The 24,182-nt window shown below is 60.9% G+C and carries 16 protein-coding genes; 6 read left to right on the top strand and 10 right to left on the bottom strand.

The window, feature by feature from the left end; translation table 11 throughout:
• Positions 1 to 3 precede the first annotated feature (3 nt).
• The 9 genes from C2E19_RS11070 to C2E19_RS11025 all read right to left on the bottom strand — a co-directional run bounded on the left by C2E19_RS11070 (position 4) and on the right by C2E19_RS11025 (position 13,363).
• Entirely contained in the window at positions 4 to 744 is a 741-nt protein-coding gene (locus C2E19_RS11070) for a molecular chaperone (RefSeq protein ID WP_129391676.1), read from the bottom strand.
• Between the two features lie 70 nt (positions 745 to 814).
• Complete coding sequence (locus C2E19_RS11065; protein ID WP_129391673.1) at positions 815 to 1,360, bottom strand: fimbrial protein; 546 nt, start codon at positions 1,358 to 1,360, stop codon at positions 815 to 817.
• A 190-nt stretch (positions 1,361 to 1,550) separates the two neighbouring features.
• Positions 1,551 to 5,174, bottom strand: a complete 3,624-nt coding sequence (locus tag C2E19_RS11060) for a transporter substrate-binding domain-containing protein (RefSeq protein WP_129391670.1) — start codon at positions 5,172 to 5,174, stop codon at positions 1,551 to 1,553.
• A complete protein-coding gene (locus C2E19_RS11055; RefSeq protein WP_129391667.1) occupies positions 5,175 to 5,801 on the bottom strand; it encodes a response regulator transcription factor in 627 nt (208 codons plus the stop codon).
• A gap of 160 nt (positions 5,802 to 5,961) precedes the next feature.
• Positions 5,962 to 7,149: an EAL domain-containing protein gene (locus C2E19_RS11050; protein WP_129391664.1), complete on the bottom strand. Its 1,188-nt coding sequence runs from the start codon at positions 7,147 to 7,149 to the stop codon at positions 5,962 to 5,964.
• A gap of 120 nt (positions 7,150 to 7,269) precedes the next feature.
• The gene (locus C2E19_RS11045) at positions 7,270 to 7,986 is read right to left on the bottom strand and encodes an MgtC/SapB family protein (RefSeq protein ID WP_007913384.1); all 717 of its coding nucleotides are present in this window, start codon (positions 7,984 to 7,986) and stop codon (positions 7,270 to 7,272) included.
• A 151-nt stretch (positions 7,987 to 8,137) separates the two neighbouring features.
• On the bottom strand, positions 8,138 to 10,837 hold the full coding sequence (gene mgtA, locus C2E19_RS11035; protein WP_129391661.1) for a magnesium-translocating P-type ATPase: 2,700 nt from the start codon (positions 10,835 to 10,837) through the stop codon (positions 8,138 to 8,140).
• Positions 10,838 to 11,411: 574 nt separating this feature from the next.
• Positions 11,412 to 12,746, bottom strand: coding sequence for a lysine N(6)-hydroxylase/L-ornithine N(5)-oxygenase family protein (locus tag C2E19_RS11030; RefSeq protein ID WP_129391658.1), 1,335 nt, complete (start codon positions 12,744 to 12,746; stop codon positions 11,412 to 11,414).
• 134 nt (positions 12,747 to 12,880) lie between these two features.
• Complete coding sequence (locus tag C2E19_RS11025; protein WP_129391655.1) at positions 12,881 to 13,363, bottom strand: sigma-70 family RNA polymerase sigma factor; 483 nt, start codon at positions 13,361 to 13,363, stop codon at positions 12,881 to 12,883.
• A gap of 324 nt (positions 13,364 to 13,687) precedes the next feature.
• Between C2E19_RS11025 and C2E19_RS11020 the strand changes: the two genes are divergently transcribed.
• The 3 genes from C2E19_RS11020 to C2E19_RS11010 are packed head-to-tail and all read left to right on the top strand — an operon-like array spanning position 13,688 to position 18,239.
• Positions 13,688 to 14,863: an efflux RND transporter periplasmic adaptor subunit gene (locus tag C2E19_RS11020; RefSeq protein ID WP_129391652.1), complete on the top strand. Its 1,176-nt coding sequence runs from the start codon at positions 13,688 to 13,690 to the stop codon at positions 14,861 to 14,863.
• Positions 14,864 to 16,837, top strand: a complete 1,974-nt coding sequence (locus tag C2E19_RS11015; RefSeq protein ID WP_129391649.1) for a MacB family efflux pump subunit — start codon at positions 14,864 to 14,866, stop codon at positions 16,835 to 16,837.
• 7 nt (positions 16,838 to 16,844) lie between these two features.
• Positions 16,845 to 18,239, top strand: coding sequence for an efflux transporter outer membrane subunit (locus tag C2E19_RS11010; RefSeq protein WP_129391646.1), 1,395 nt, complete (start codon positions 16,845 to 16,847; stop codon positions 18,237 to 18,239).
• A gap of 169 nt (positions 18,240 to 18,408) precedes the next feature.
• Here the strand turns inward: C2E19_RS11010 and C2E19_RS11005 are convergent, their stop codons facing one another.
• Positions 18,409 to 20,037, bottom strand: coding sequence for a PvdJ/PvdD/PvdP-like protein (locus tag C2E19_RS11005; RefSeq protein WP_129391643.1), 1,629 nt, complete (start codon positions 20,035 to 20,037; stop codon positions 18,409 to 18,411).
• Between the two features lie 220 nt (positions 20,038 to 20,257).
• Between C2E19_RS11005 and pvdM the strand changes: the two genes are divergently transcribed.
• Genes pvdM through C2E19_RS10990 form a run of 3 tightly spaced genes read left to right on the top strand, consistent with a single transcriptional unit; the run spans position 20,258 to position 23,876 of the window.
• Entirely contained in the window at positions 20,258 to 21,607 is a 1,350-nt protein-coding gene (gene pvdM / locus C2E19_RS11000) for a pyoverdine-tailoring dipeptidase-like protein PvdM (protein ID WP_129391640.1), read from the top strand.
• Positions 21,608 to 21,641: 34 nt separating this feature from the next.
• Positions 21,642 to 22,934, top strand: coding sequence for an aminotransferase class V-fold PLP-dependent enzyme (locus C2E19_RS10995; RefSeq protein WP_129391638.1), 1,293 nt, complete (start codon positions 21,642 to 21,644; stop codon positions 22,932 to 22,934).
• Positions 22,935 to 22,973: 39 nt separating this feature from the next.
• Positions 22,974 to 23,876 carry a formylglycine-generating enzyme family protein gene (locus tag C2E19_RS10990; RefSeq protein ID WP_372238469.1) on the top strand — a complete coding sequence of 301 codons (903 nt, stop codon included), beginning with the start codon at positions 22,974 to 22,976 and terminating at the stop codon, positions 23,874 to 23,876.
• Positions 23,877 to 24,182 lie beyond the last annotated feature (306 nt).

The following is a 24,182-nucleotide window of genomic DNA, read 5'->3' as shown; positions in this document are numbered from 1 at the left end:
AGATCAGGGCTTGAGCGGTTGTTTGATCGGCAGCAGCGCGCCGTAGTCGTTGATCGCATTGAACTCGACTTGAGCGCCGGCAGCGGGCATCGACTTCAGCGATGGCAAGGCGAAGGTTTTGCTTTCACCCGGGCCGACCATGCCATTTTCACTGTCGAAACGTTGGCTGCCGAGCGTCAGCGCCAACTCGACCTGAGAGACGTGAAACGCAGTTGGGTTGAACGCTTGCAAGGCATAACCCTTGTCCGCCGCGACGACTTTCCACTGCACTTGCTGCGGCGCGTCATTGGCATTGCCCGGCAGGCCGTCGGGGCGGTAGAAAATCTTGATCCGCGAACGAAAGGCCATCTGCAGCACGTTCATGTCCGTCGGGCCATCGGCCTTCGGCGGAATCTCCAGCACGTTGAGCCAGAACACTGACTCTTTGCTGCTCGGCAGCGCCGCCCCGGTGAACATCAGGCGCAGGCTCTGGCCCTTGCTCGGGTCGATGCGCGAGACCGGTGGCGACAGCACAAACGGCGCCTTGGAACTGGTCGGACTGGACTGCAAATCGCCGTCATCGACCCACGATTGCACCAGCACCGGACGGGCACCGTTGTTGTTCAATTTGACGGTGACTTCTTTCTGACTCGCCGGATAGACCAGACGCGTCCCGGTGATCACCACACCGGCCTTGGCTTGCGAATACATCAGCGTGGAAAGCATCAGTATTGCGCCGACTCGAATAACACCTGAAAAACCCATGCGCACCTCTTTGCCCACACGTTGACGCGCCGTTACCCCCCCTGGCCGGGCGCGTCATCGTGAAATCGGCTTATTGGTAATCGACGTTGTAGGTCACGGAGCTGACCACGGTGCCCGGCGTGGTCGCGCCAGTGGCGAAGTACTGCACGGCGTACGGCATGTTTGCCGCGCCAGTGCCATCGATGGTGTTGCGGGTGGTGTTGGCGATCTGGTTGGTGTTACCCGCCTGGATCACTGCACCGCCCTGCTGGTCGACCAGTTGCAGTTGCACGTTGTTCGCCGAACCGGTCATGTTCTTCAGGTTGCCGCTGATCGGGTCAACGCTTGCACCGGAGTTGAAGAACGCCGCCGCCGTGGTGGCGGTACCGACGCAGTTGGTCAGCTGGATGTTGAAACCGGTCTGGCCTTCAACCTGGCCTGCGGCGGTCAGCAAGCCGGTAGAAATGGTTGGCAGGGTCACGGTCGCAACGGCTGGCGAAACCACGCCATCAACGGCGATGGTGCAGGTCTGGTTGACCAGTTCACCGTTGAAGTTGATGGTGCCGTCGGCAGCGTTGGCGAATTGAACGCCGGACGCGGAAACCAGTACGGCGATGGCGAGAACTTTGCGATTCATGGGACAACTCCAAAAGTAAGATACGAACCTGTCGCGAAAGTCTGGATGGTTGTCCGACGCGGAATGCATCGTGTGTGACCAGCCATCTGCCTGGGCGACGAAGTAATCTTGGTCTTTTGGGTGAGGGGTTCCTGTAGGGGCATTCCCTGCGCCGTGTAGGATATTTCCTAGCAACTGAATGTAAACCGTCTTAAACGAGCAACGGTTGCAGCTGTTCGGCCAAGCGTTCCATGGCTTGCTGCAAGGCATCCACTGCGCCAGTCAGTTGATCGGCATCCAGCCCGTTGCAGGCGGTTTCCAGTCGTTCGCAGGCTTTGATCAAGGCATCGGCCTTGATGATTCGCGCGCCGCCCTTGACCCGATGCGCCAGATCCGCCAATCCCGGCAGATCATGCTGCGTGAACAGGCGCAGCAACCGCGCCATGTCGTCGTCATTGCTGCTGGCCAGATCGCCGAGCAGGCTTTTGATCGACGCCGGATCGCCTCGGGTCAATTGCTCAAGGCTGCTCAGATCGATGTCATCGGCAGACGCTGCAACCGCTGCTTGCGCAATGTCCGCAGCAGGCTGCGGCGTGGCTTGCGCCAGCCGGGCATTGAGGTCTTTGAGGCTGATCGGCTTGAACAGGCAATCGTCCATTCCGACCGCCTGACAACGGCTGATCTCTTCCGGCTGCGCATTGGCGGTGAAGCCGAGAATCAGGCACGGCGTCAGTGCTTTTGCCGCCTCTTCTTCGCGAATGGCCTGCGCCAGTTCATAGCCGTTCATGATCGGCATGTTGCAGTCGGTGATGACCACATCGAAGGTCTCGTTGCGCCAGGCACGCAGACCGTGGGCACCATCCTCGGCGTCTTTGACGCGGTGCCCGAGGTAGCTCAGTTGCTGCGACAACAGCAGCCGGTTGGCCGGGTAATCGTCGATCACCAGAATGTTCAAGGCATACCGGGCAACGGCCGGTTCGGCGACCTCCGCCGGCACCTCGATCAACGCCGGCAAGGTCGGCAACGCCATTTCGACTTCGATTTGCGTGCCCTGCCCCAGCGTGCTGTGCAGACGCAACTGGCCGCCCATCATTTCGCATAACGTACGGCTGATCACCAAGCCCAGACCGGAACCGCTGCGCGCCGATTGCGTGTTGTTGCTGGCCTGGGTGAACGGGCTGAACAGGCGCTGCTGGTCCTCGGCGCTGATGCCGCTGCCCGTGTCTTCGACCCGCAAAAACACCGCCAGACGTTCATCGTCACTGCCCGGATTGACCTTGAGAATGACGCGCACCTGGCCTTTTTCGGTGAACTTGATGGCGTTGCTCAACAGGTTCGACAACACCTGTTTGAAGCGCAGCGGATCGACCAGTACATCGCGGTTCGCCGCGGCGTCCAGCTCCAGTACCAGGCGCAACTGTTTCTGCCGCGCCAGGCCTTCGAAGATGCGCACCACTGACTCCAGCAGCTCGCGCAAGTTGGCCCGCTCGGGCGTCAACGACAGGCGCCCGGATTCGATGCGGGCGATATCGAGGATGTCGCCAATCAGGTCCAGCAGGCCACGCGCAGCACCGGACGCGACTTCGATGGCGAAGCGATCCATGATGCCCTGCTCGGCTTTCTTCATTGCCAGCTCGAGCATGCCGATCACCGCGTTCATCGGCGTGCGGATTTCATGACTCATGGTGGCGAGGAACGTGGTCTTGGCGCGGTTGGCGTCGTCGGCGCCCTCCTTCGCCTCACGCAGGGCTTCGAGCAGGCGCTGGCGCTCGCTGACGTCGATCCAGCCGCCGATCATGCCGCTGACTTCACCGTCGCTGCCGCGATACGGCAGCATCCAGTGATAGATGGTCAACACGCTGTCGCCCATGCTCAGGCTACGATCCTGCACACGCGGCAAGCCTTCGCTCATCACTTGCAGGTAGTCATCGTGATAGGCCTGAGCTTGCGCCAAATCCTCCAGAACACCTTCCAGCACGGTCTTGCCAATCACCGCTTCACGCTCGACCTGGAACACCTGCAAGTAGCCTTCGTTGCACACCAGCAGCTTGCCGGCGCGGTCACGCACGTAGATCGGATGGGGCGTGCCGTCGATCAATACGCGCATGAATTCGAGCTGATCGTTGAGGGCGATTTCCGCTTGCCGGCGCTTGCGCATCAGCAATCGCAGATAGGCGATCCAGCCGAATGCCAGCAGCAACAAGACCGCTGCGAGGGCGAAGCCCTGAATGATCGCGCTGCGATTGCGCAGCCAGTAACTGTCATCGACCACCACTTCGCTGCGCCAGCGATTGGTGACTTCATCCAGCTCTTCCGGGGGAATGCTCAGCAGCGCTTTGTCGAGGATCGAGTACAGCTCCAGTGCCCCGCGCGCGGTGGCAAACGCCACTTGCGCCGACTGCGTACCGACGGTGCTGGTGATGCGCAACCGCTCGCGATACTGCCGGGAAATCATGTAGCGCGCAGTGATCAGCGAATTCACCGCCGCCTCGGCTTGGCCATTGGCGACCATCGCCATGGCTTGCTGGGCGTTGTCGGCATCGACCAGCGTCACCTGCGGATATTGCTCGACCAGCATGTCGCGCACCGGATTGCCGCGAATCACCGCCAGCCGTTTGCCGACCATGTCATCGAGGGTTCCGGGGCTGTTGGCATCGATGCGGCTGACCAGCACAAACGGCGTGCTCAGATACGGCCGGGTGAAGCGCAGGGTGTCCTGGCGTTCGACACTCGGGGTCAGGGTAATCAATAGATCCGCACGGTTTCCGCGAACCTGCTCAAGCAGCTCCGGCACCGATTGCGCGCGTTGCACATCGAACTTCAGACCGGTGCGCAACGCGACCTTGGCCAGCACATCGGCGCTGATCCCGCGAAATTCGCCGTCCTGACCGTAAAACGACAGCGGCAGAAAGCTGTCATCGATGGCCACCCGCAAGCGCGGATGCTGCGCCATCCAGCGTTGCTCGCTGACACTGAAATGCAGCGCCTGCTGCCCGGGCATGCTCGCACCGCCGGCACTCCAGCGGCGCAGAATGGTCATGCGCTCGCCAGGCGGAATACTCTCCAGGGCGGCGTTGACAATGCGCAACAAGCGCTCATTGCCGCGAGGCATCGCGAAGGCGAAGTTCTGCACTTCCATTTGCGAGAAGTCGGCCAGCTGCACGTTGTTCAGGTAGTTCTTGTTGATCAGGTAATTGGCACTGATCGAGTCGCCGAGATAGACGTCGGCGCTGCCGAACGCCACGGCACCGATGGCACTCAGCGTCGAAGGATAAAGCCGCACAGTGGCGTGCGGGTAGAACGCCTTGACCTGCTCGGGCGGCAGGTAGTGATAAAGCATCGCCACCTGTTTTCCGGCGAGGTCCGGCGACAGGTTCTGACTGTCGCCGACGCGCGTCACCAGCGTCGGCACATCGTCTGCATAGGCCTGCGACATCGCCAGATCCGGGTCGGCGGCTTCGAAGCCGTTGGACGTGCCGAGCATGTCCACCTCACCGCTTTTCAACGCCGCCAGCACCTCGGAGCGCGAAGCATAGTGGCGCACTTCGATGTGGATATTCAGCAATTGACCGAGCAACTGTGCGTAATCGGCCGTTAGCCCTTCGTAATCGTTACCGTTGCTGGTGATCGCGAAGGGTGAATAATCGGGGGCCGAAGCACCCAGGCGCAACGTGGCTTTGCTGCGCAGCCAGGACCAGTCCTGAGCATCGAGCTGGATACTGTAGCCGTCGACAGTCGAACGGCCGAGCACATGCAGGGTTTCCACCGGCGCCGCCAGCGCCGTGTTGACAAAAACGGCCAGGCCCAGCAGCCAGCATCGAGTGAAATGGCGCATTCAGATCAGATTATTGCGTTTGGCAAAATCGGCGAGGTACACCACCGACTTGACGTTGAGTTTCTCGATCAGGCGCGTCTTGTAGGTGCTGATCGTCTTGTTGCTCAGAAGCATCGCCTCGCCGATTTCCTTGTTGGTCAGACCGTTGGACAATTGCTGCAGAATGGTCAGCTCACGGTCGGAAAGGCTCTGGATCAATTCCAGATCGCTGGCCTGCGAATCACTGCGGCGCACACTGCTGGTCGAAAGATTGGGAAAGAACGTGTAGCCATCCATGATGACCTTGATCGCCTTGATCAACTCATCCAGTTCATTGGTCTTGGACAGGAAGCCCGCAGCGCCGGCCTTCATGCAGCGCGCAGAATAAAACAACGCCGACTGCGAGGTCAGCACCAGAATCTTGCTTTTCACACCAAGCGCACAGATGCGGCCGATCACCTCCAGCCCGTCGAGTTTGGGCATGGCGATGTCGAGGATGATCAAGTCCGGTGTGAGCTCGCGCGTCAACTGCACCGCGTCGGCACCGTTGTCGGCCTCGCCCACCACCTCGAAACCCTCCAGTTTCAGGAGCATCCTGACCGACGAGCGAATGAATGGGTGATCGTCTACAACCAACGCTTTAAACATATGAACCCCTGTAGGACCCGCCGAAAGACTCGGAAATGCAATCGTCCATGGCCTGGAAGAAACTCGAAGAATGACGGTCCGCAGCGTGGCGTAAAAATACACCAGACTGCGCACAGTGTAGGAACTATCTTGGGCTTTTCCGCACGCTTTGCGTAGCGGCTCAATCCAGTTGATCGCGGGACGTCAGCCACTGCAGCAAATCATGCCCGGTCATGGGCCGGGCGAGGTGAAAACCCTGGCCGAGCTCACAGCCCAGGCCGACCAGCGCTTCCTTCATCGAGCGGCTGCTGACACCTTCAATCACCAGTTGCATATCCAGCGAATGCGCCAGCGCTTGGGTGGTGGCGATCATGGTTTGCCAACACGGCTGATACAGATGCTGAACCCGTTCGGCGTCGAACTTGAGTTGATTGAAGGGCAACTGGCAAAGCAGTTTCAGCGAAGAAAAGCCGGCACCGAAATCGTCGATGGCCAGACCACAACCGAGCAACCGCAGGCGCAACAGGCTTTCTTGCGTGCCGGGCGCCATTTCCAGCAAACCGTTTTCACTCAGTTCAAACTGCAAGACCGAGCCGGCAAACCCGTGACGCTGCAATGCACTCTGGATATGCCCGACCAACTCGTGGTCGGCCAGTTGCGATGCATGCAGGTTGAATGACAGTTCCAGGTGCAGGCCCTGATGGCGCAGGATTCCCAGCAGGCACAAGCCCTGTTCGAGCAATTGCTTGAACATCGGATTGATCAGGTCATAGGCGACCAGCGCGGCGAGAAACTCGCCCGGCAACAACACGCCGCTGGCCGGATGCTCCCAGCGCACCAGCGCCTCGGCGCCGGCGACCTGGTTGCTGGCCAGATAGAACTTGGGCTGGAACCAGGCACGAAACTCGCCCAGCGCCAGTCCCCGACGCAGCTCGTCTTCGCTGGGCAATTCCCTTGGCGGCACGCGCACATTCAGCGCCGGATGCGGTGTCCGGTAGCGATGCAACGCCCGGTGCAAAACCCGCAACGGTACCGGCGGCTGAATGACGCCCAGCAACTGCAGGCCCGCAAGCGTGTCCATCTGCCCGAGCGTACGCTGTAAGCCCGGGCGCAGTTCGCTGCTGAGGATCACGGCGCGGACCATGCCGGTTTCACTGGCATGGCCAAGAAACCCCAGGCAGTCGAGGCCTTTATCGAGCAAATCGCAGACCACGATGTCGACCCCGCCCGACAAATGCATCTGCACCAGCGCCTGCTCGCCATCACTGGCCTGCAACACATCACGGACACCGAGACGGTGCAGCATCCTGACCATCACGCTGCGTGCGAACGCATGATTTTCCAGTACCAGAACACGGGGTGAGGTCATCTTTCATCCATCGCTGCGCAGACCTGAGAAACGGCATAGTGGCGTCGGATGAGGCAATGCTTTGACAGATTAATCCTGTGGGCTTGTAGGAAATTTCCCAAATTGGCGCTGATTCAGGGTTTATTCCGTGGTACTCGGACTCCAGAACGCCTGCACCACCAATGCCGACGTCGAGATCCGCGCCACCAGTGCGTCGAGTTCATCGCCATCGACCGAAGTGGTCGCCAGCGTCGCTTCAATCTCGATTTCATCGGCACCAAACGCATGCACATCGACATCGCTGGCGGGGTAATTACTGCGCTCCAGTTCCGCTTCGAGCAGGGCAAACACAGCGGTTTGCTGTGAGCGACGGGCGATGACGTAGACGATGTTGGTGACTTCCGCCGAGACCACGTCCAGTGGCTGACGGTTGATGTTGTTGACGATCGGCCGCAGCAAGGTATTGGCGGCGAGGATGAACAGCGTGCCGAGCACGGCTTCGGCGAGCAGGTCGGCGCCGGCACAGGCGCCGACCGCCGCCGAAGTCCACAGGGTCGCGGCGGTGTTGAGGCCGCGCACGTTGCCCTCTTCGCGCATGATCACCCCGGCACCGAGAAAGCCGATGCCGGAGACCACGTAGGCAACCACGCGCACTGCGCCTTCGGCACCGGCGAGACGGTTGGCCATGTCGACGAAAATCGCCGCGCCGACGGCGACCAGTACGTTGGTGCGCAGGCCGGCGGTGCGTTGCCGGTACTGGCGCTCGAAACCGATCAGGCCGCCGAGAATGAAGGCGGCGCTGAGGCTGACGAGGGTGTCGAGCAGCGAATCGAGGTTGAGGTTGTTGATGGCTTGCATCGTCATTTCCCTGAAAAAACACAAACCCCCTTGTGGGGCCTGCTTGAAACGAGCCCCTGTAGGAGCTGCCGAAGGCTGCGATCTTTTGATGTTGCCTTTTAAAAACAAGATCAAAAGATCGCAGCCTGCGGCAGCTCCTACAGGGGCAGCATTACTGCCAGCCGAAGCGGCGGATGTAGAAGCCTTTCACCGCCTGGGTCAGCGCCATGTACGCCAGCAGGATCACCGGCAGGAACACGAAGTACAGCGACGGCAGCGCCTGCAGTTTGAAGTAGTGCGCCAGCGGCCCCATCGGCAGGAAGATCCCCACCGCCATGATGATTCCGGTCATCACCAGCAGCGGCATGGCTGCACGGCTTTGCAGGAACGGAATCTTCGGCGTGCGGATCATGTGCACGATCAGCGTCTGGGTCAGCAACCCGACCACGAACCAGCCGGACTGGAACAGGGTCTGGTGATCCGGGGTGTTGGCATCGAATACGTACCACATCAAGGCGAACGTGGTGATGTCAAAGATCGAACTGATCGGGCCGAAGAACAGCATGAAGCGCCCGACGTCACCCGGCTGCCAGCGTTGCGGTTTTTTCAGCATTTCCTCATCAACGTTATCGAACGGAATCGCAATCTGCGAAATGTCGTAGAGCAGGTTTTGCACAAGCAAGTGCATCGGCAGCATTGGCAGGAACGGAATGAACGCACTGGCGACCAATACCGAGAAGACGTTGCCGAAGTTGGAACTGGCGGTCATCTTGATGTACTTGAGCATGTTGGCGAAGGTGCGCCGCCCTTCGAGTACGCCCTCCTCCAGCACCATCAGGCTCTTTTCCAGAAGGATGATGTCGGCCGCTTCCTTGGCGATGTCCACCGCGCTGTCCACGGAAATACCAATGTCGGCGGTGCGCAGCGCTGGCGCGTCGTTGATGCCGTCGCCCATGAAGCCGACCACGTGACCGTTGCCTTTGAGGATGCGCACGATGCGTTCCTTGTGCGACGGCGTCAGCTTGGCAAAGACGTTGGTGGTTTCCACGGCGACGGCCAGTTCAGCATCGCTCATGCGTTCGACGTCGTTACCCAACAGCAGGCCTTGTTGCGCCAGGCCGACTTCACGGCAGATCTTCGCCGTCACCAGTTCGTTATCACCAGTCAGCACTTTCACCGCGACGCCATGTTCAGCGAGGGCTTTGAGCGCTGGCGCGGTGCTTTCCTTCGGTGGATCGAGAAACGCTACGTAACCGATCAGCGTCAGTTCCTGTTCGTCGGCAAGGCTGTAGATTTCCCGACCTTCAGGCATCGAGCGTGCGGCCACGGCCACTACGCGTAAGCCTTCAGCGTTGAATGCTGCGGTGACCTGACGAATCCGGGTCAGCAATTCATCGCTCAAGGCTTCATCGACCTCGCCGTGACGCACGCGGCTGCACACCGCCAAGACTTCTTCTACCGCACCTTTGCAGATCAACTGATGTGGCTGGCCACGGCCTTCGACCACCACCGACATGCGCCGACGATTGAAGTCGAACGGGATCTCGTCGACCTTGCGAAACGCCGTGCCGACTTTCAGTTCGCGGTGGATTTCCACGTGTTCCAGCACCGCGACATCCAGCAGGTTTTTCAGGCCGGTCTGGTAGTAGCTGTTCAGATAGGCCATTTCCAACACATCATCGGAATCGGCGCCCCACACGTCGACATTGCGCGCGAGGAAGATCTTGTCCTGGGTCAGCGTGCCGGTCTTGTCGGTGCACAGCACATCCATGGCACCGAAGTTCTGGATCGCATCGAGACGTTTGACGATGACTTTTTTGCGCGACAGGAACACCGCGCCTTTGGCCAGCGTCGAGGTGACGATCATCGGCAGCATTTCCGGGGTCAGGCCGACGGCAATCGACAGCGCGAACAGCAGTGCTTCGGTCCAGTCGCCCTTGGTGAAACCGTTGATGAACAACACCAGCGGCGCCATGACGAACATGAAGCGGATCAACAGCCAGCTGACTTTGTTGACGCCTTGCTGGAACGACGTCACCCCGCGATCAGTAGCGCCAACGCGCTGGGCCAGCGCACCGAAATAAGTGCTGTTGCCGGTAGTGAGAATCACCGCCACCGCCGTGCCCGAGACCACGTTGGTACCCATGAACAGGATGTTGTCCAGCTCCAGCGGGTTGCGCGTGTCGCGATCAGCCTGACGCGGAAACTTCTCGACCGGCATTGATTCACCGGTCATTGCGGCCTGGCTTACGAACAGATCCTTGGCGCTGAGCACCCGGCAATCGGCAGGAATCATGTCGCCGGCCGAGAGCACGATCAGATCGCCCGGCACCAATTGCTTGATCGGCAATTCACTGCGTGGCGCGTCTCGGCGCATCACCGTCGCGGTGTTGCTGACCATGGCCTTCAGTGCGTCAGCGGCCTGGTTGGATTTGCTTTCCTGCCAGAAGCGCAGCAGCGTCGACAGCACCACCATGGAGAAAATCACCACGGCGGCCTTGAGGTCTTCGGTCAGCCACGAGATCACCGCCAACAGGGTCAGCAGCAGGTTGAACGGGTTTTTGTAGCAGTGCCACAGGTGAGTCCACCACGGCAGCGGCTGCTCGTGTTCGACTTCGTTGAGGCCATATTGCGCACGCAACGCATCGACTTCGAAATCGGTCAGGCCATCGGAATGCGTGCCGAGTGACGACAACAGCACGCCGCTGTCGCAATGCGCGGCATCGACCAGGGTGTTGGCCAGCGTGGGCGGGACTTCACGGCTGACCGTGGTGTCGTTGATCGATTCCAGCAGCGCCAGACGACGGAAGTGTCGGGCGATGTGGCGGGTCCGCAGAAAACCTGCGAAGAATTCCTTGAGCGTAAGTTTCATGGCTGTTGCCCCTATGGTCAGCCGGGAAACCGTCAAGCAGGTACGGCCGCGCCTCGTCCGCCGGAAAAACCGGCACGGCAAGGCTTGGCGCGCCGGTCAGAAAAGACAGGCGTGTCGATAGGGCTGCGATGACGACGATAAAGTCGACATCACGCTCTGTTCAGCGTCGATGAGAAGGAACGTCCAGACATGGCCCAGGACGGGGCATGCACGGGATGCCGCTGCTCGCTTTTACGGCGAGACAACGACAGAGAAAGTCTGCGCGTTATCTTGCCGAGAATCTGCCGGTTACCGAGACCGGCCGACAACTGTCACTCGAACAAGTACCCACTGTGGGTCTCCGCTATTGATGAAAACGCGCGAAGCTTACGCCCCGATGTCTGGAGAGTAAACCCGCAAAAGGCAGTGTGTCGGGGAATGTGGGGGATGTTCAGGAAGGGTTCAGGAACAGAATGTGTGGCGCTTTTGATGGCCCCTTCGCGAGCAGGCTCGCTCCCACATTTTGTCCTGCGTACACAGAACCATTGTGGGAGCGAGCCTGCTCGCGATAGCGGTCTTTCCCGCGCCGCAGATTTTAACTGGCAGTCGCCAACAACAGATCCGCCATCGAACGATGCCCACGATTCTTGCCATGCTCATACAACGAACCGGCAATCTCGTCCGCGCGGATCGGCAACACCGACAGCAGCGTGTCGCTCAGACCATGGCTGGCCTGGCAGAAGCCCTGCATGTAGATGCCGGCCTTGCAGCGCTCGTCGGTGATCAGTTTGTAGTTGCGATCCACTTCGAAGTCGCCGAGGTACTCTTCCAGCGGCGCCAGCAGTTTGCGGTGCATCTGGCGCTCGTAACCGGTAGCCAATACCACCGCATCGTAGTTGCGCACGGTGACTTCGCCCGTGGCGTTATTGCGCACGGCCAGTTCGATACCGTTTTCGGTCGCGGTAGCGCTTTGAACGGTAGTCAGGGTGCGGAACGCGTGACGGGCAACACCCGAGACTTTCTGGCGATAGAAGATCCCATAGATGCGCTCGATCAGGTCGATGTCGACCACTGAGTAGTTGGTGTTGTGGTACTCGTTGACCAGACGCTCACGCTCGGCGCTGTTCTGCTGGAACACCAGGTCGGTGAACTCCGGCGAGAACACTTCGTTGACGAACGGGCTGTCGTCCGCAGGCTTGAGTGCCGAGCCGCGCAGGATCATGTCGACCTGCACCGACGGGAACGAATCGTTCAGGTCAATGAACGCTTCCGCCGCGCTCTGCCCGCCACCGATGATCGCAATGCTCATCGGCTGATTGTTGACGCATGGCTGCTTGGCCATTTGCGACAGGTATTGCGAGTGGTGGAACACACGGGTGTCGCCCTTCAGCGCCTTGAACGCCTCCGGAATACGCGGCGTGCCGCCGGCGCTGACCACCACCGAACGGGTCGTGCGCACATGTTGGTGGCCGTCGCTGCCACGGGAAATAACGCGCAGCGCTTCAACCTGATGGTTGTGCAGCACCGGCTCGATGGTCAGCACTTCTTCGCCGTAACGGCTCTGCTCGGTGAACTGCCCGGCGACCCAGCGCAGGTAGTCGTTGTACTCCATGCGGCACGGGTAGAAGGTGCCGAGGTTGATGAAGTCGACCAGACGGCCGTGGTATTTCAGATAGTTGACGAACGAATACGGGCTGGTCGGATTGCGCAGGGTCACCAGATCCTTGAGGAAGGAAATCTGCAACTCGCTTTGCGTCGACAGGGTGTTGCCGTGCCAGCTGTAGTCAGCCTGCTTGTCGAGGAACAGTACATCCAGCTCGCCATGGGTCGGGCCGCGCTCTTGCAGAGCGATGGCCAGCGCCAGGTTCGAAGGGCCGAAACCGACGCCGATCAGGTCGTGAACGATGGGCGATGCAATTGCCTGAGTCATTTCCAGTGTCCTCTGGATGAACCCCTCAACAAGGGGCAAGGAGAGCCTAAGTGACCTGACCGGCCTTGAGCAGGACAGCAGGTCGTCTGTTGAGTAGGAACGAGGACAGTGAAATAAAATTTAACGGCGACGGCTCAATGGGCATCCCATTGTTTGATGCGCAGGCGGCAGTGCTTCATCGCGTTGACGATGTGTTTTTCCACCAGCGCCTTGGAGATACCAAGGTGTTCGGCGATCTCCAGATGCGACAAACCTTCGATTTTGCGCAGCAAAAAACTTTCGCGACAGGCTGCAGACAATTCGGCCAATGCCCGCTGGAGCATCTCCAGGCGCTGGCCATGATCGAGGGTATTGTGCGGTGACGGGGTGAAATAGCGTTCTTCGCTGTCGAGCACTTCCAGCGATTCGACCTGACGCAGGGCATTGCGCCGATGATCGTCGATCACCAGATTGAGTGCCGTGCGATAAAGAAAGGCCCGGGGCTGCTCGATCGGCGTGTCGCTGGAACGTTCCAGCACACGCAAATAGGCGTCATGCACCACATCTTCGGCAATCTGGCGATTGCCGAGTTTGGCGTTAAGGAAACACACCAACTCGCGATAGTAGTTTTCCAACATGACTCCCGGCCGCAAGACTGCTGCGGTTTATGTCCTTTTTAACCCGATCCGCGATGGCGATTTGGGCAGTAGCACGATAGTGGCAACTTGAGGCGCGTAATTTATAGTAATTCTCATATAGATTTAAAGTGGCGTTTGTCTTTGCCCGATAAATAATGCCGCTCTATACCTGTAACATCCTGTGTCTCCGCTTAAATTCCCCGCGACTTTCATCGTTTACAGGACAGCTCCCCGTGTCTGTCGCTTGCCGCGACAGCGTTCAGCCGCCCCTTTTTTTGCGTGCCACTTGAACGACGGGCCGAATTCCACTGGCCGGAACCCTGCATGAAACGTCCCCGCCCCGCCCGACGCGCGCTGCTCGTAGCCCTTTGTCTGATTCCTGTTGTTGCCTACGCCGCCTGGCAGATCATGCCGCCGGGCCGGGACAAATTCACCACCGTGCAAGTCGGTCGCGGCGACATCGAAAGCAGCGTGACCGCGCTGGGCACCCTGCAACCACGGCGTTACGTGGATGTCGGCGCGCAGGCGTCGGGGCAGATCCAGAAGATCCATGTGGAAGTCGGCGACGTGGTCAAGGAAGGCCAACTGTTGGTGGAAATCGATCCGTCGACGCAGAAAGCCAAGCTCGACGCCGGGCAATTTTCCATCGAAAACCTCAAGGCCCAGCTACAAGAGCAACGCGCGCAGCACGAGCTGGCGCAGCAGAAATATCAGCGCCAGCAGAACCTGGCAGCCGGCGGCGCGACCCGCGAAGAAGACGTGCAGACCGCCCGCGCCGAACTGAAAGCCACCCAGGCGCGCATCGACATGTTCCAGGCGCAGATCCGCCAGGCCCAGGCCAGCCTGCGCAGCGATCAGGCCGAACTCGGTTACACCCGAATCTACGCGCCGATGTCCGGCACCGTGGTCAACATCGACGCCCGTGAAGGCCAGACCCTCAACGCCCAGCAGCAGACCCCGCTGATCCTGCGCATTGCCAAACTGTCGCCCATGACCGTCTGGGCGGAAGTGTCCGAAGCCGACATCGGCCACGTCAAACCCGGCATGAACGCCTACTTCACCACCCTCAGCGGCGGCAGTCGGCGCTGGGCCAGCACCGTACGGCAGATCCTCCCGGTACCACCGAAACCGCTGGACCAGACCAGCCAGGGCGGTGGCAGCCCGAACAGTACGAGCAAGAGCGGCAGCGGCCGCGTGGTTCTCTACACAGTCCTGCTCGACGTCGAAAACAGCGACAACGCGCTGATGGCCGAAATGACCACCCAGGTATTTTTTGTCGCCGGCAGCGCCAAAGACGTAATCACCGCACCGGTCGCCGCACTGCACAACGAAGGTCAGGTGGCCGGCAATCAGATCGCGCGGGTCGTGGCGAAGAACGGCGACATCGAGCATCGCCAGGTGCGCACCGGTCTCAGCGACCGCTTGCAAGTGCAGATTCTCGACGGCTTGAAGGAAGGCGATCACCTGTTGATCGGTCCGGCAGAGGGAAGCGGAGGCTAAATGCAAACGCCGCTGATCGACCTCAAAGACATCCGCAAATCCTACGGCGGACAGGACACCCCCAAAGTTGACGTGTTGCGCGGCATCGACCTGTCGATCCACGCCGGGGAATTCGTCGCGATCGTCGGCGCCTCCGGTTCCGGCAAGTCGACGCTGATGAACATCCTCGGCTGCCTCGACCGACCGACCTCGGGCGAATACCTGTTTGCCGGCGAAAACGTTGCGCACCTGAGCAGCGACGAACTGGCCTGGCTGCGCCGCGAAGCCTTTGGTTTTGTTTTCCAGGGCTATCACTTGATTCCGTCCAGCTCGGCCCAGGAAAACGTCGAGATGCCGGCGATCTATGCCGGCACTCCGGCGGCGGCGCGCCACGCTCATGCGGCCGCGCTGTTGCAACGCCTCGGTCTGGGCGAGCGCACCGGCAACCGCCCGCACCAATTGTCCGGCGGTCAGCAGCAGCGGGTGTCGATCGCCCGGGCGCTGATGAACGGCGGGCACATTATTCTTGCCGACGAACCGACCGGCGCCCTCGACAGCCACAGCGGCAAAGAAGTCATGACCCTGCTCGATGAGCTGGCGAGCCAGGGCCACGTGGTCATTCTCATTACCCACGATCGCGAAGTCGCCGCCCGCGCCAAGCGCATCATCGAAATTCGCGACGGGCTGATCATCAGCGACAGCGCCCGCGACAATCCCGACGCACAGAACTCGGCCAACCCCGGCGCCTTGCAGGCGGTCGATCTGCGCAAACGCCTCAGCGAAGGCGCCGAAGCCAGTGGCGCCTGGAAAGGCGAACTGGTCGACGCTGTGCAAGCCGCGTGGCGGGTGATGTGGATCAACCGTTTCCGCACGGCGCTGACGCTGCTTGGCATCGTCATCGGCGTGGCGTCGGTGGTGGTGATGCTCGCCGTCGGCGAAGGCAGCAAACGCCAGGTCATGGCGCAGATGGGCGCGTTCGGCTCGAACCTGCTCTACCTCAGCGGCGCTTCGCCCAACCCGCGCACGCCACTCGGAGTGATCACCCTTGATGACGTCGCCGCGCTGAAGACCCTGCCGCAGGTCAAACGGATCATGCCGGTGGCCGGTGCCGAGGTGGCGGTGCGTTTTGGCAACGTCGACCAGAGCGCCTACGTCGGCGGCAATGACACCAATTTCCCGAGCATTTTCAACTGGCCAGTGATTCAGGGCAGCTACTTTACCGACGCCGATGAGCGCAACGCCGCCGCAGTGGCGGTGATCGGCACGAAGATTCGCGACAAGTTGCTCAAGGGCGTCAGCAACCCGATCGGCCAATACATCCTGATCGAGAACGTGCCGTTCCAGGTGGTCGGCGTGCTCGCCGAAAAAGGCTCCAGTTCCGGCGATCAGGACAGCGACAACCGTATCGCCGTGCCCTACTCCGCCGCCGCCATTCGCCTGCTCGGTGGGCACAATCCGGAATATGTGGTGATCGCTGCGAGCGACGCACGCAAGGTCAAAGAGGCCGAACTGGCCATCGACGAGCTGATGCGCCGCCTGCACAACGGCAAACACGATTACGAGCTGACCAACAACGCGGCGATGATCCAGGCCGAAGCGCGCACGCAAAACACCCTGTCGCTGATGCTCGGCTCGATTGCCGCCATCTCGCTGCTGGTCGGCGGCATCGGCGTGATGAACATCATGCTGATGACCGTACGCGAACGCACCCGCGAGATTGGTATTCGCATGGCCACCGGCGCGCGGCAACGCGACATCCTGCGCCAGTTCCTCACCGAAGCGGTGATGCTGTCGGTGGTCGGCGGGCTGGCCGGTATCGCTTTGGCGCTGCTGGTCGGCGGTGTGCTGATTCTCAGCGAAGTCGCCGTCGCTTTCTCCCTGATGGCTGTGCTCGGCGCTTTCGGCTGTGCATTGGTCACCGGTGTTGTTTTCGGCTTCATGCCCGCTCGCAAAGCTGCCCGGCTCGACCCGGTCACGGCCCTTACCAGTGAATGATCGATCTATGAAACCGCGTCTCAGCCTCTTGACCGTGTGCCTGCTTCTCAGCGCTTGCGGCAGTCCCGCCCAGCGCCCGGAAAGCGGCCTGCTGCCTCCCGCCACCTGGCAAACAGCACACAGCGACAATGCCAGCCGCAACGACGTGCGCTGGTGGACGCAGTTCGCCAGCCCAGAACTCGATAGCTTGATCGAACAGGCTCGGGCCGGCAGTTTTGACCTCGCGGCGGCCGTCGCGCGCGTTCGTCAGGCGCAGGCCACGACAGTGATTGCCGGCGGCTCGCTGCTGCCGGAGGTCAAGGCCGGAATGAACGCCAACCGCCAGAAGTTAATGCGCGGCAGCGGCTATAGCCAACTGGACGCTGACAGCAGCAACAAGGCGGTGGATTACTTCGACGCCAACCTCAATGCCAGTTACGAAATCGACTTCTGGGGCGGCCAGCGCGCCAGCCGCGACAGTGCGCAATTCAGCTTGCGCGCCAGCGAATTCGATCGGGCCACGGTGGAGCTGACGCTGCTCAGCAGTGTCGCCAACAGCTACGCGCTAACGCTGTCGCTGAATGAGCAATGCCGAATCGCCGAACTCAATCTGACCAACGCACTGAGCGTTTTGAAATTGGTGCAGACGCGCTTTGATTCCGGTTCCGCCACCGCGCTGGAACTGGCGCAACAGAAGAGTCTGGTGGCGGCGCAGCAACGGCAATTGCCGTTGGTCCAGCAACAGGCGCGCGACGCCAGAATCAGCCTCGCCGCCCTCCTCGGCCGCCCCGTGCAGGAACTGCCGGTCAGCGAGGAAAACTTTGCCCGACTGCAATGGCCGGTGATCGGTGCCGGGGTGCCCAGCGAGCTGCTCAACCGCCGCCCGGACATCGCTCGCGCTGAAGCTCAACTGGCCGCCGCCCGCGCCGACGTCACCGTGGCCCGGGCGAAAATGCTGCCCAGCGTCACCCTCAGTGCCGAACTGGGTTCCGGCTCCGACCGTTTCAGCGACATGCTGCGCAGCCCTTTCTATAACCTCACGGCCGGGCTGGTGGCGCCGATTTTCAACAACGGTCGCCTGAGCGCCGAACGCGACAAGGCCAGCGCGCGTCAGGAGGAACTGCTGCAAGATTATCGAGGCGCGATCATCAACGGTTTCGCCGACGTCGAAAAAGCCCTCAGCAGCATTCGCGGTCTCGACGAACAACGCCGGTGGCAGACCGAAGAACTCAATCAGGCGCAGACCGCTTTCGACATCGCCCAGAGCCGCTATCAGGCCGGCGCCGAAGATTTGCTGACCGTGCTGGAAACCCAGCGCACGCTGTATGCCGCGCAGGACCTCAACGTGCAACTGCGGCTGTCTCGCCTGCAGGCGAGCATTGCCTTGTACAAAGCCCTAGGCGGCGGCTGGCAAACCCTCTAAGCCAAAACCCAGGCACTACAAACCACAAAAACCAAACCACAAAACCCCAACCACAAACCCCTGTAGGAGCTGTCGAGTGCAACGAGGCTGCGATCTTTTGATCTTGGCGGTTAAGTCAAGATCAAAAGATCGCAGCCTCGTTGCACTCGACAGCTCCTACAGGGATGTATCAGGTCTCGCGGGTTTTTACTTTGAGGTGGCGCGCATACCATGGCCGTTTCGGCACTCGGCGGAATAATCCGGCGAGGACTTTTTCGTCTTCGCTGAAGGTGATGCGCAGTGCCAGCTTCATGGTTTCCGGGTCCATTTCCATCGACTTGCCGACTTGCAATCCCGGCACTGTGCTGCAGCCGTGCGTGACTGGCCCCAGCCACGGATCATCGACCTCGACCCATCGCCCCGGCGCAAACCAGGCCACGCCGTTGACTTCCTGCCGGCTGACTTCACCCGAGTGAAAGCGCTCATGCGCCTTGAACCAGTCTTCGAGGCGGTCATCGATCCAGCCATGGAAATGCCAGAACACCGGGTTCACATGGGAGGAAAACGGGTCGCCGAGAAAGTCGTTTTCAGCCGCGTACCAACGTGCGGAAAAGTCTGCCGGATCACGCGCGAATGGCACCGGCTGGCCGTTCGACGGATCACGCGGCACCGACGCCCAGCGCATGTGCAGCCAGTCGTGCAGGCCCAGTTCCATCTCCGAGCCCAACTGGCCGAGGGTCAGTTTCGCCAGATAACGCGGGTCGCGATATTGCGATTCCCAGACCTCGAAGTTGCTGTGATAGGTCTCGGCGGTCTTGATGTCGCTGACCCACTGGGTGTAGTCGGCGTCATCGCTGGCCAGCCAGGTGGGCGGCAAGGCGTAGCCGTCATGATTATCGAAATAACGCGCGAAGCCCTGGCGATCGCGCTCAAGCGCAGGCTGCGGCATCGGGAATTGCGGCCATGACGGCAGCGCCTGCATCGAACGCGCCGTCCCGAGCATGTGCCGGTGCATGAAGAAAAAGTCGATGCCCGAGCCATTGCGATCCTTGCGCGGCCCGCGCGCATCACGCTCCTGGTCACGCGGGCCGGGCTGCCAGCCGATGCCGCGCAGGGCATCGCGCTTGTCTTCGGGCAAGGTGTGCCATTTGTCTCGCGAGGCATGCCAGAGCTGGTGGAACAGACGATGTTCGGGGGAGATCAGCCAGGCCAGCAAGGTCGGATTGAGACCGATACGCTGCCGCGCTTCGGGGAACATTTGCTTGTGCGCGACAAAGCGGTTGTTCTGCTCCGGCAGGCCGAGCGGCCGATCGAGGCGCAAAATACGCCCGCTGAGGGTGCCACTGCCGGCATTGCCGAAATCGGCCCAGACTTCATCGAGGACCACGGCCAACTCGTACGTCGGCGCACCGTCGGCCGCCTGCGAGTCGATCAGCCGCCAATACAATTCGGACGGTTTGGCCTGCACCAGGTCGCCGATGATCCGGTAACGCGGTTCGGCGTCACCACGCAGGTTTTGCGCGGTATCCACGTAGCCGCGCAGACCGCGCCCGCGCTGGGCAATATCCAGAAACAGTTCCAGCCCTTGCAGCGGCAAATCGTCGAGGCCGATTTGTGCCCCTTCAAAGCGAATGCTCCAGACCCCGCGCAAGGCGTTGGCCAATTGTTGCCCGGCAGTGTCCGCCAGATCGACCGTGGCTTCGCCGGGAGTGATCGTCGGATCCGGTCTGGTCCATTCGCGATGCCCGTAAATAGCGGCCGGCACGGCAGCGCCGGTCAGCGCCAGGCCTGCCATGAACCATCGTCGAGAAATCTTCATTGCCCTACCTGTGTCAGCCATGAAGCAGGCTTTATCCAAGCTAGAACGTTTGTTGCACGGGCAAATTTACGTTGGGGTCTTGAAAAGATCGCTGCCTGCGGCAGCGCCTACACGCGGGGATCTTTTCGGCGCACCTAAATTCCCTGGCCAATCACTCGTTCTTTCCAGATAGCGAAGGCCCCTGTGCCTGTACCTCGACGGCGAACTGACTGAGATGGCAATGACAAAACCACGTTCGAAGAAGGCTCTATTCATCGGCCTGCCGCTGGCCCTGGCGATCTGCGCCGGTGCAGGCTTTGCGGCCTGGGATTATTGGTACAGGGACAACCCCGGCTACCCGGCGAAGGTGCTCAAACAGGCCGATGAGTTGCAGGATCGCCTGCTCTCCTTCGACAGCCACATCACCGTGCCGCTGGACTTCGGCACCGCTGGCAATGAAGTCGACAAGGACGGTAGCGGCCAGTTCGACCTGGCCAAGGCCAATCGCGGTCGCCTCTCCGGCGCGGCGTTGACGATCTTCGGCTGGCCGGAAATGTGGAACGGCCCGAACGCGCCGCACAAACCCACCGACGGTTTTGTCGAGGAAGCGCGCAACCAGCAGGAAGTGCGTTACAAAATCATCTCGGGGATGGTCCGCGACTTCCCCAATCAGGTCGCGATTGCTTACACCCCCGATGACTTCCGTCGTCTGCATGGCGAAGGCAAGTTCGCCATCTTCATCAGCATGCTCAACGCCTATCCGCTGGGCAACGATCTGAACCTGCTCGACACCTGGGCTGCGCGCGGCATGCGCATGTTCGGTTTCAGCTACATCGGCAACAACCAGTGGAGCGACTCGTCGCGCCCGCTGCCGTTTTTCAATGATTCGCCGGACGCCCTCAACGGTTTGTCCGATGTCGGCAAGCAAGCGGTGCACCGCCTCAACGATCTGGGAGTGATCATCGATGTCTCGCAGATGTCGACCAAGGCGCTGGAGCAAGTCGCGCAATTGAGCCGCACACCAATGGTCGCGTCCCACTCGGCGCCACGTGCCTCAGTGGATATCCCGCGCAACCTCAGCGACAAGGAAATGCAACTGATCAAACAAAGCGGCGGCGTGGTGCAAGTGGTCGGTTTCTCCGCGTACCTGCGCCCGCTGACTCAGGCCACGCAGGACAAACTCAACGCCCTGCGCACGCGTTTTGATCTGCCGCCGCTGCCGAACCTGGCCATGGCATTGATGCCGGGCGACCCGATCATCGCGGCGTGGCCGGAACAGAAGTTCGGTCAGTACGCCGGTCAGCTGTACGGCATTCTCGACGAAGAACCGAAAGCCTCGCTCAAGGATCTCGGCGATGCGATCGACTACACCGTGCGCAAGATCGGTATCGACCACGTCGGTATCGCCTCGGACTTCAACGAAGGCGGCGGCGTCAAGGGCTGGGAGAACGTCGGCGAGATCCGCAACGTCACCGCCGAACTGCTGCAACGCGGCTACTCCGAAGCCGATATTGCCAAGCTCTGGGGCGGCAACTTCCTGCGGGTCTGGGATCAGGTACAGAAATCCGCCAAACCGGTGGCGAGCCGATGAATTCTTCCCTTCTGATCACAAGTGAACCGCGCCCATGACTGACCGCCGTACCTTCCTCAAACAGGCCGGCATTCTCGCTGCCAGCCTGCCGCTGGGCGCCGCCGTGCATGCTCAGGCCCAGACCGCGCCGAGTGCAACAGCCGCACAACCGCTGGCGAAGGACAAATGGGCGCAGCTGCGACAGCTGTTCAATCAGGACCCGGATTACCTGCATTTTTCCAACTTCCTGATCACTTCGCATCCACGCCCGGTGCAGGCAGCCATCGACCGTCATCGCGCCACGCTCGACCGCAATCCTGGGCTGATGATGGATTGGGATCTGGAAGAAACCTGGAAGCATGAAGCCGATGTGCGTGAATGGGCCGGTCGCTACCTGCAAGCCAAACCGGCGCAGATCGCCCTGACCGGCAGCACCACCGAGGGTCTTGCGGCCATTTACGGCGGCATCCATGTGCGCCCAGATCAGGAAATCCTCACCACGGTCCACGAGCATTATTCGACCGAGTTCACCCTCGATTTCCGGGTGAAGAAGGAAGGCACGCAGGTGCGCAAGATCAGCCTGTTCAAGGACGCCAACAGTGTCTCGGTGGACGAAGTGCTCAACTCTGTTCGCCAGGCCATTCGTCCCAACACCCGCGTGTTGGGCATGACCTGGGTGCAGTCGGGCAGCGGGGTCAAACTGCCGATCGGCGAGATCGGCAAACTGGTCGAAGAGATCAACCGCCAGCGTGACGACAAGGAGCGCATTCTCTATGTGGTCGATGGCGTGCATGGTTTCGGCGTCGAAGACCTGAGCTTCCCGGACATGCACTGCGACTTCTTTATCGCCGGCACCCACAAATGGATGTTCGGCCCGCGTGGCACCGGGATCATTTGCGCCCGCTCCGAGCAACTCAAGGACGTTACGCCGAGCACGCCGACGTTCTCCCAGGACACCGATTTCGCCACGAGCATGTCGCCTGGCGGCTACCACGCCTTCGAACATCGCTGGGCCTTGAGTGAAGCGTTCAAGTTGCACCTGCAACTGGGCAAAGCCGAGGTGCAGGCGCGTATCCACCAGCTCAACAGCTACCTCAAGCAACGCTTGCAGGAGCACCCGCAGATCGAACTGGTCACCCCACTGAGCCCGGCACTGTCGGCCGGTTTCACCTTCTTCCGGGTCAAGGATCGCGACTGCGACAAGATCGCTGCCTACCTGATGAAGAACCGTGTGGTGGTCGATGCTGTTGAACGCGACGTCGGGCCGGTGGTACGCACCGCGCCGGGGCTGCTCAACAGCGAGGCCGAAATTGACCGGTTCATGGCGCTGCTTGTTACGCAGCTGTGACCTTCACGACTTTTGCTTTCCCTTTGATCGAGATAACTCATGAACAGTGACATGCTCAAACGACCGCGCCATTTGCCGACCTTAAAAGTCCTCGCCGGGCTGGCCCTGACTGCCTTGCTCGCGGGCCTGCTGCCGGGTACCGCCGCCGCAGCCCAACCATTGCCGGCGGGCAAGGTGTTCAAGGACTGCAAGGACTGCCCGGAAATGGTCGTCTTGCCGACCGGTAAATTCACCATGGGCACGCCGGACGATGAAGTCGGTCGCGAACCAGACGAAGGCCCGATGCACGAAGTGACTTTCGCCAAGGCGTTTGCCATGAGCCGCTTCCAGGTCACGGCTGGCGAATGGGACAGCTACGTCAAGGAAACCGGGGTGAAGATTGCCAACGGCGATACCCGCCCGGGTCGCGAATGCGTGGCGAGCAAACCGCGCTACAAACAGGAACCGCGCCAACCGGCGGTGTGCATGGACTTCGCCGACGTTCAGGCCTATGTGGCGTGGCTGTCGAAAAAGACCGGGCAGAACTACCGCATGGTCAGTGAGGCGCAACGCGAATACGCCGCCCGCGCCGGCTCGACCGGGCCATTCCCGTTCCCGTTCGATGCAGAAGGCGAATACAGCATCGCCAAGCACGCCAACACCTATGGCCCGACCGACGGCTACAGCTTCACCTCACCGGTGGGCAGCTACCCGGCGAACGCCTTCGGCATGTACGACATGCACGGCAACGTCTACGAATGGATCGCCGATTGCGAGCACACCAACTACGTCGGCGCTCCGACTGACGGCAGTGCGTGGGTCGAGCCTGGCTGCGAGTCCTACAACATTCGTGGCAACGACTGGGGCGAAGCACCAGTGTTTTCGCGCTCCGGCAACCGCAACAACATCTACCCGTCGACCCGCGGCGACTGGATCGGTTTTCGCGTAGTGCGCGACCTCTGAACCACCACCAGATGATTCCTGTGGGAGCCGGGCTTGCTCGCGATGACGCAGTGTCAGTCAACATCAGTGTTGTCTGATCCACCGCTTTCGCGAGCAAGCCCGCTCCCACACTGGTTCTGCGCCAACCCCGAATCCTCCGTACACCACCCACTGCGCTTTCGCGAGCAGGCTCACTCCTACACTGGTTCTGCGCCAACCCCCAATCCTTCGTACACCACCATCCCCTGTGGGAGTGAGCCTGCTCGCGATGACGTCGTGTCAGGCAACATAGTCGCTGAATGACACTGCGCTTTCGCGAGCAAGCCC

Origin of the sequence: Pseudomonas sp. DTU12.3 (genome assembly GCF_004124275.1) — a bacterium.
GTDB lineage: Bacteria > Pseudomonadota > Gammaproteobacteria > Pseudomonadales > Pseudomonadaceae > Aquipseudomonas > Aquipseudomonas helmanticensis.
Note: the sequence above shows the minus strand (reverse complement) of the source record. Positions and strands in the feature narration are given on the sequence as shown.

Bases quoted from the DNA above. Each gene is read 5' to 3' on its own strand.
- C2E19_RS11030 (WP_129391658.1), bottom strand. From the start codon at position 12,746: ATGACTCAGGCAATTGCATCGCCCATCGTTCACGACCTGATCGGCGTC.
- C2E19_RS11050 (WP_129391664.1), bottom strand. From the start codon at position 7,149: ATGACCTCACCCCGTGTTCTGGTACTGGAAAATCATGCGTTCGCACGC.
- C2E19_RS11070 (WP_129391676.1), bottom strand. From the start codon at position 744: ATGGGTTTTTCAGGTGTTATTCGAGTCGGCGCAATACTGATGCTTTCC.
- C2E19_RS11045 (WP_007913384.1), bottom strand. From the start codon at position 7,986: ATGCAAGCCATCAACAACCTCAACCTCGATTCGCTGCTCGACACCCTC.
- C2E19_RS11065 (WP_129391673.1), bottom strand. From the start codon at position 1,360: ATGAATCGCAAAGTTCTCGCCATCGCCGTACTGGTTTCCGCGTCCGGC.
- C2E19_RS11025 (WP_129391655.1), bottom strand. From the start codon at position 13,363: ATGTTGGAAAACTACTATCGCGAGTTGGTGTGTTTCCTTAACGCCAAA.
- C2E19_RS11015 (WP_129391649.1), top strand. From the start codon at position 14,864: ATGCAAACGCCGCTGATCGACCTCAAAGACATCCGCAAATCCTACGGC.
- C2E19_RS11010 (WP_129391646.1), top strand. From the start codon at position 16,845: ATGAAACCGCGTCTCAGCCTCTTGACCGTGTGCCTGCTTCTCAGCGCT.
- C2E19_RS11060 (WP_129391670.1), bottom strand. From the start codon at position 5,174: ATGCGCCATTTCACTCGATGCTGGCTGCTGGGCCTGGCCGTTTTTGTC.
- pvdM (WP_129391640.1), top strand. From the start codon at position 20,258: ATGACAAAACCACGTTCGAAGAAGGCTCTATTCATCGGCCTGCCGCTG.
- C2E19_RS11020 (WP_129391652.1), top strand. From the start codon at position 13,688: ATGAAACGTCCCCGCCCCGCCCGACGCGCGCTGCTCGTAGCCCTTTGT.
- C2E19_RS10995 (WP_129391638.1), top strand. From the start codon at position 21,642: ATGACTGACCGCCGTACCTTCCTCAAACAGGCCGGCATTCTCGCTGCC.
- C2E19_RS11005 (WP_129391643.1), bottom strand. From the start codon at position 20,037: ATGAAGATTTCTCGACGATGGTTCATGGCAGGCCTGGCGCTGACCGGC.
- C2E19_RS10990 (WP_372238469.1), top strand. From the start codon at position 22,974: ATGAACAGTGACATGCTCAAACGACCGCGCCATTTGCCGACCTTAAAA.
- mgtA (WP_129391661.1), bottom strand. From the start codon at position 10,837: ATGAAACTTACGCTCAAGGAATTCTTCGCAGGTTTTCTGCGGACCCGC.
- C2E19_RS11055 (WP_129391667.1), bottom strand. From the start codon at position 5,801: ATGTTTAAAGCGTTGGTTGTAGACGATCACCCATTCATTCGCTCGTCG.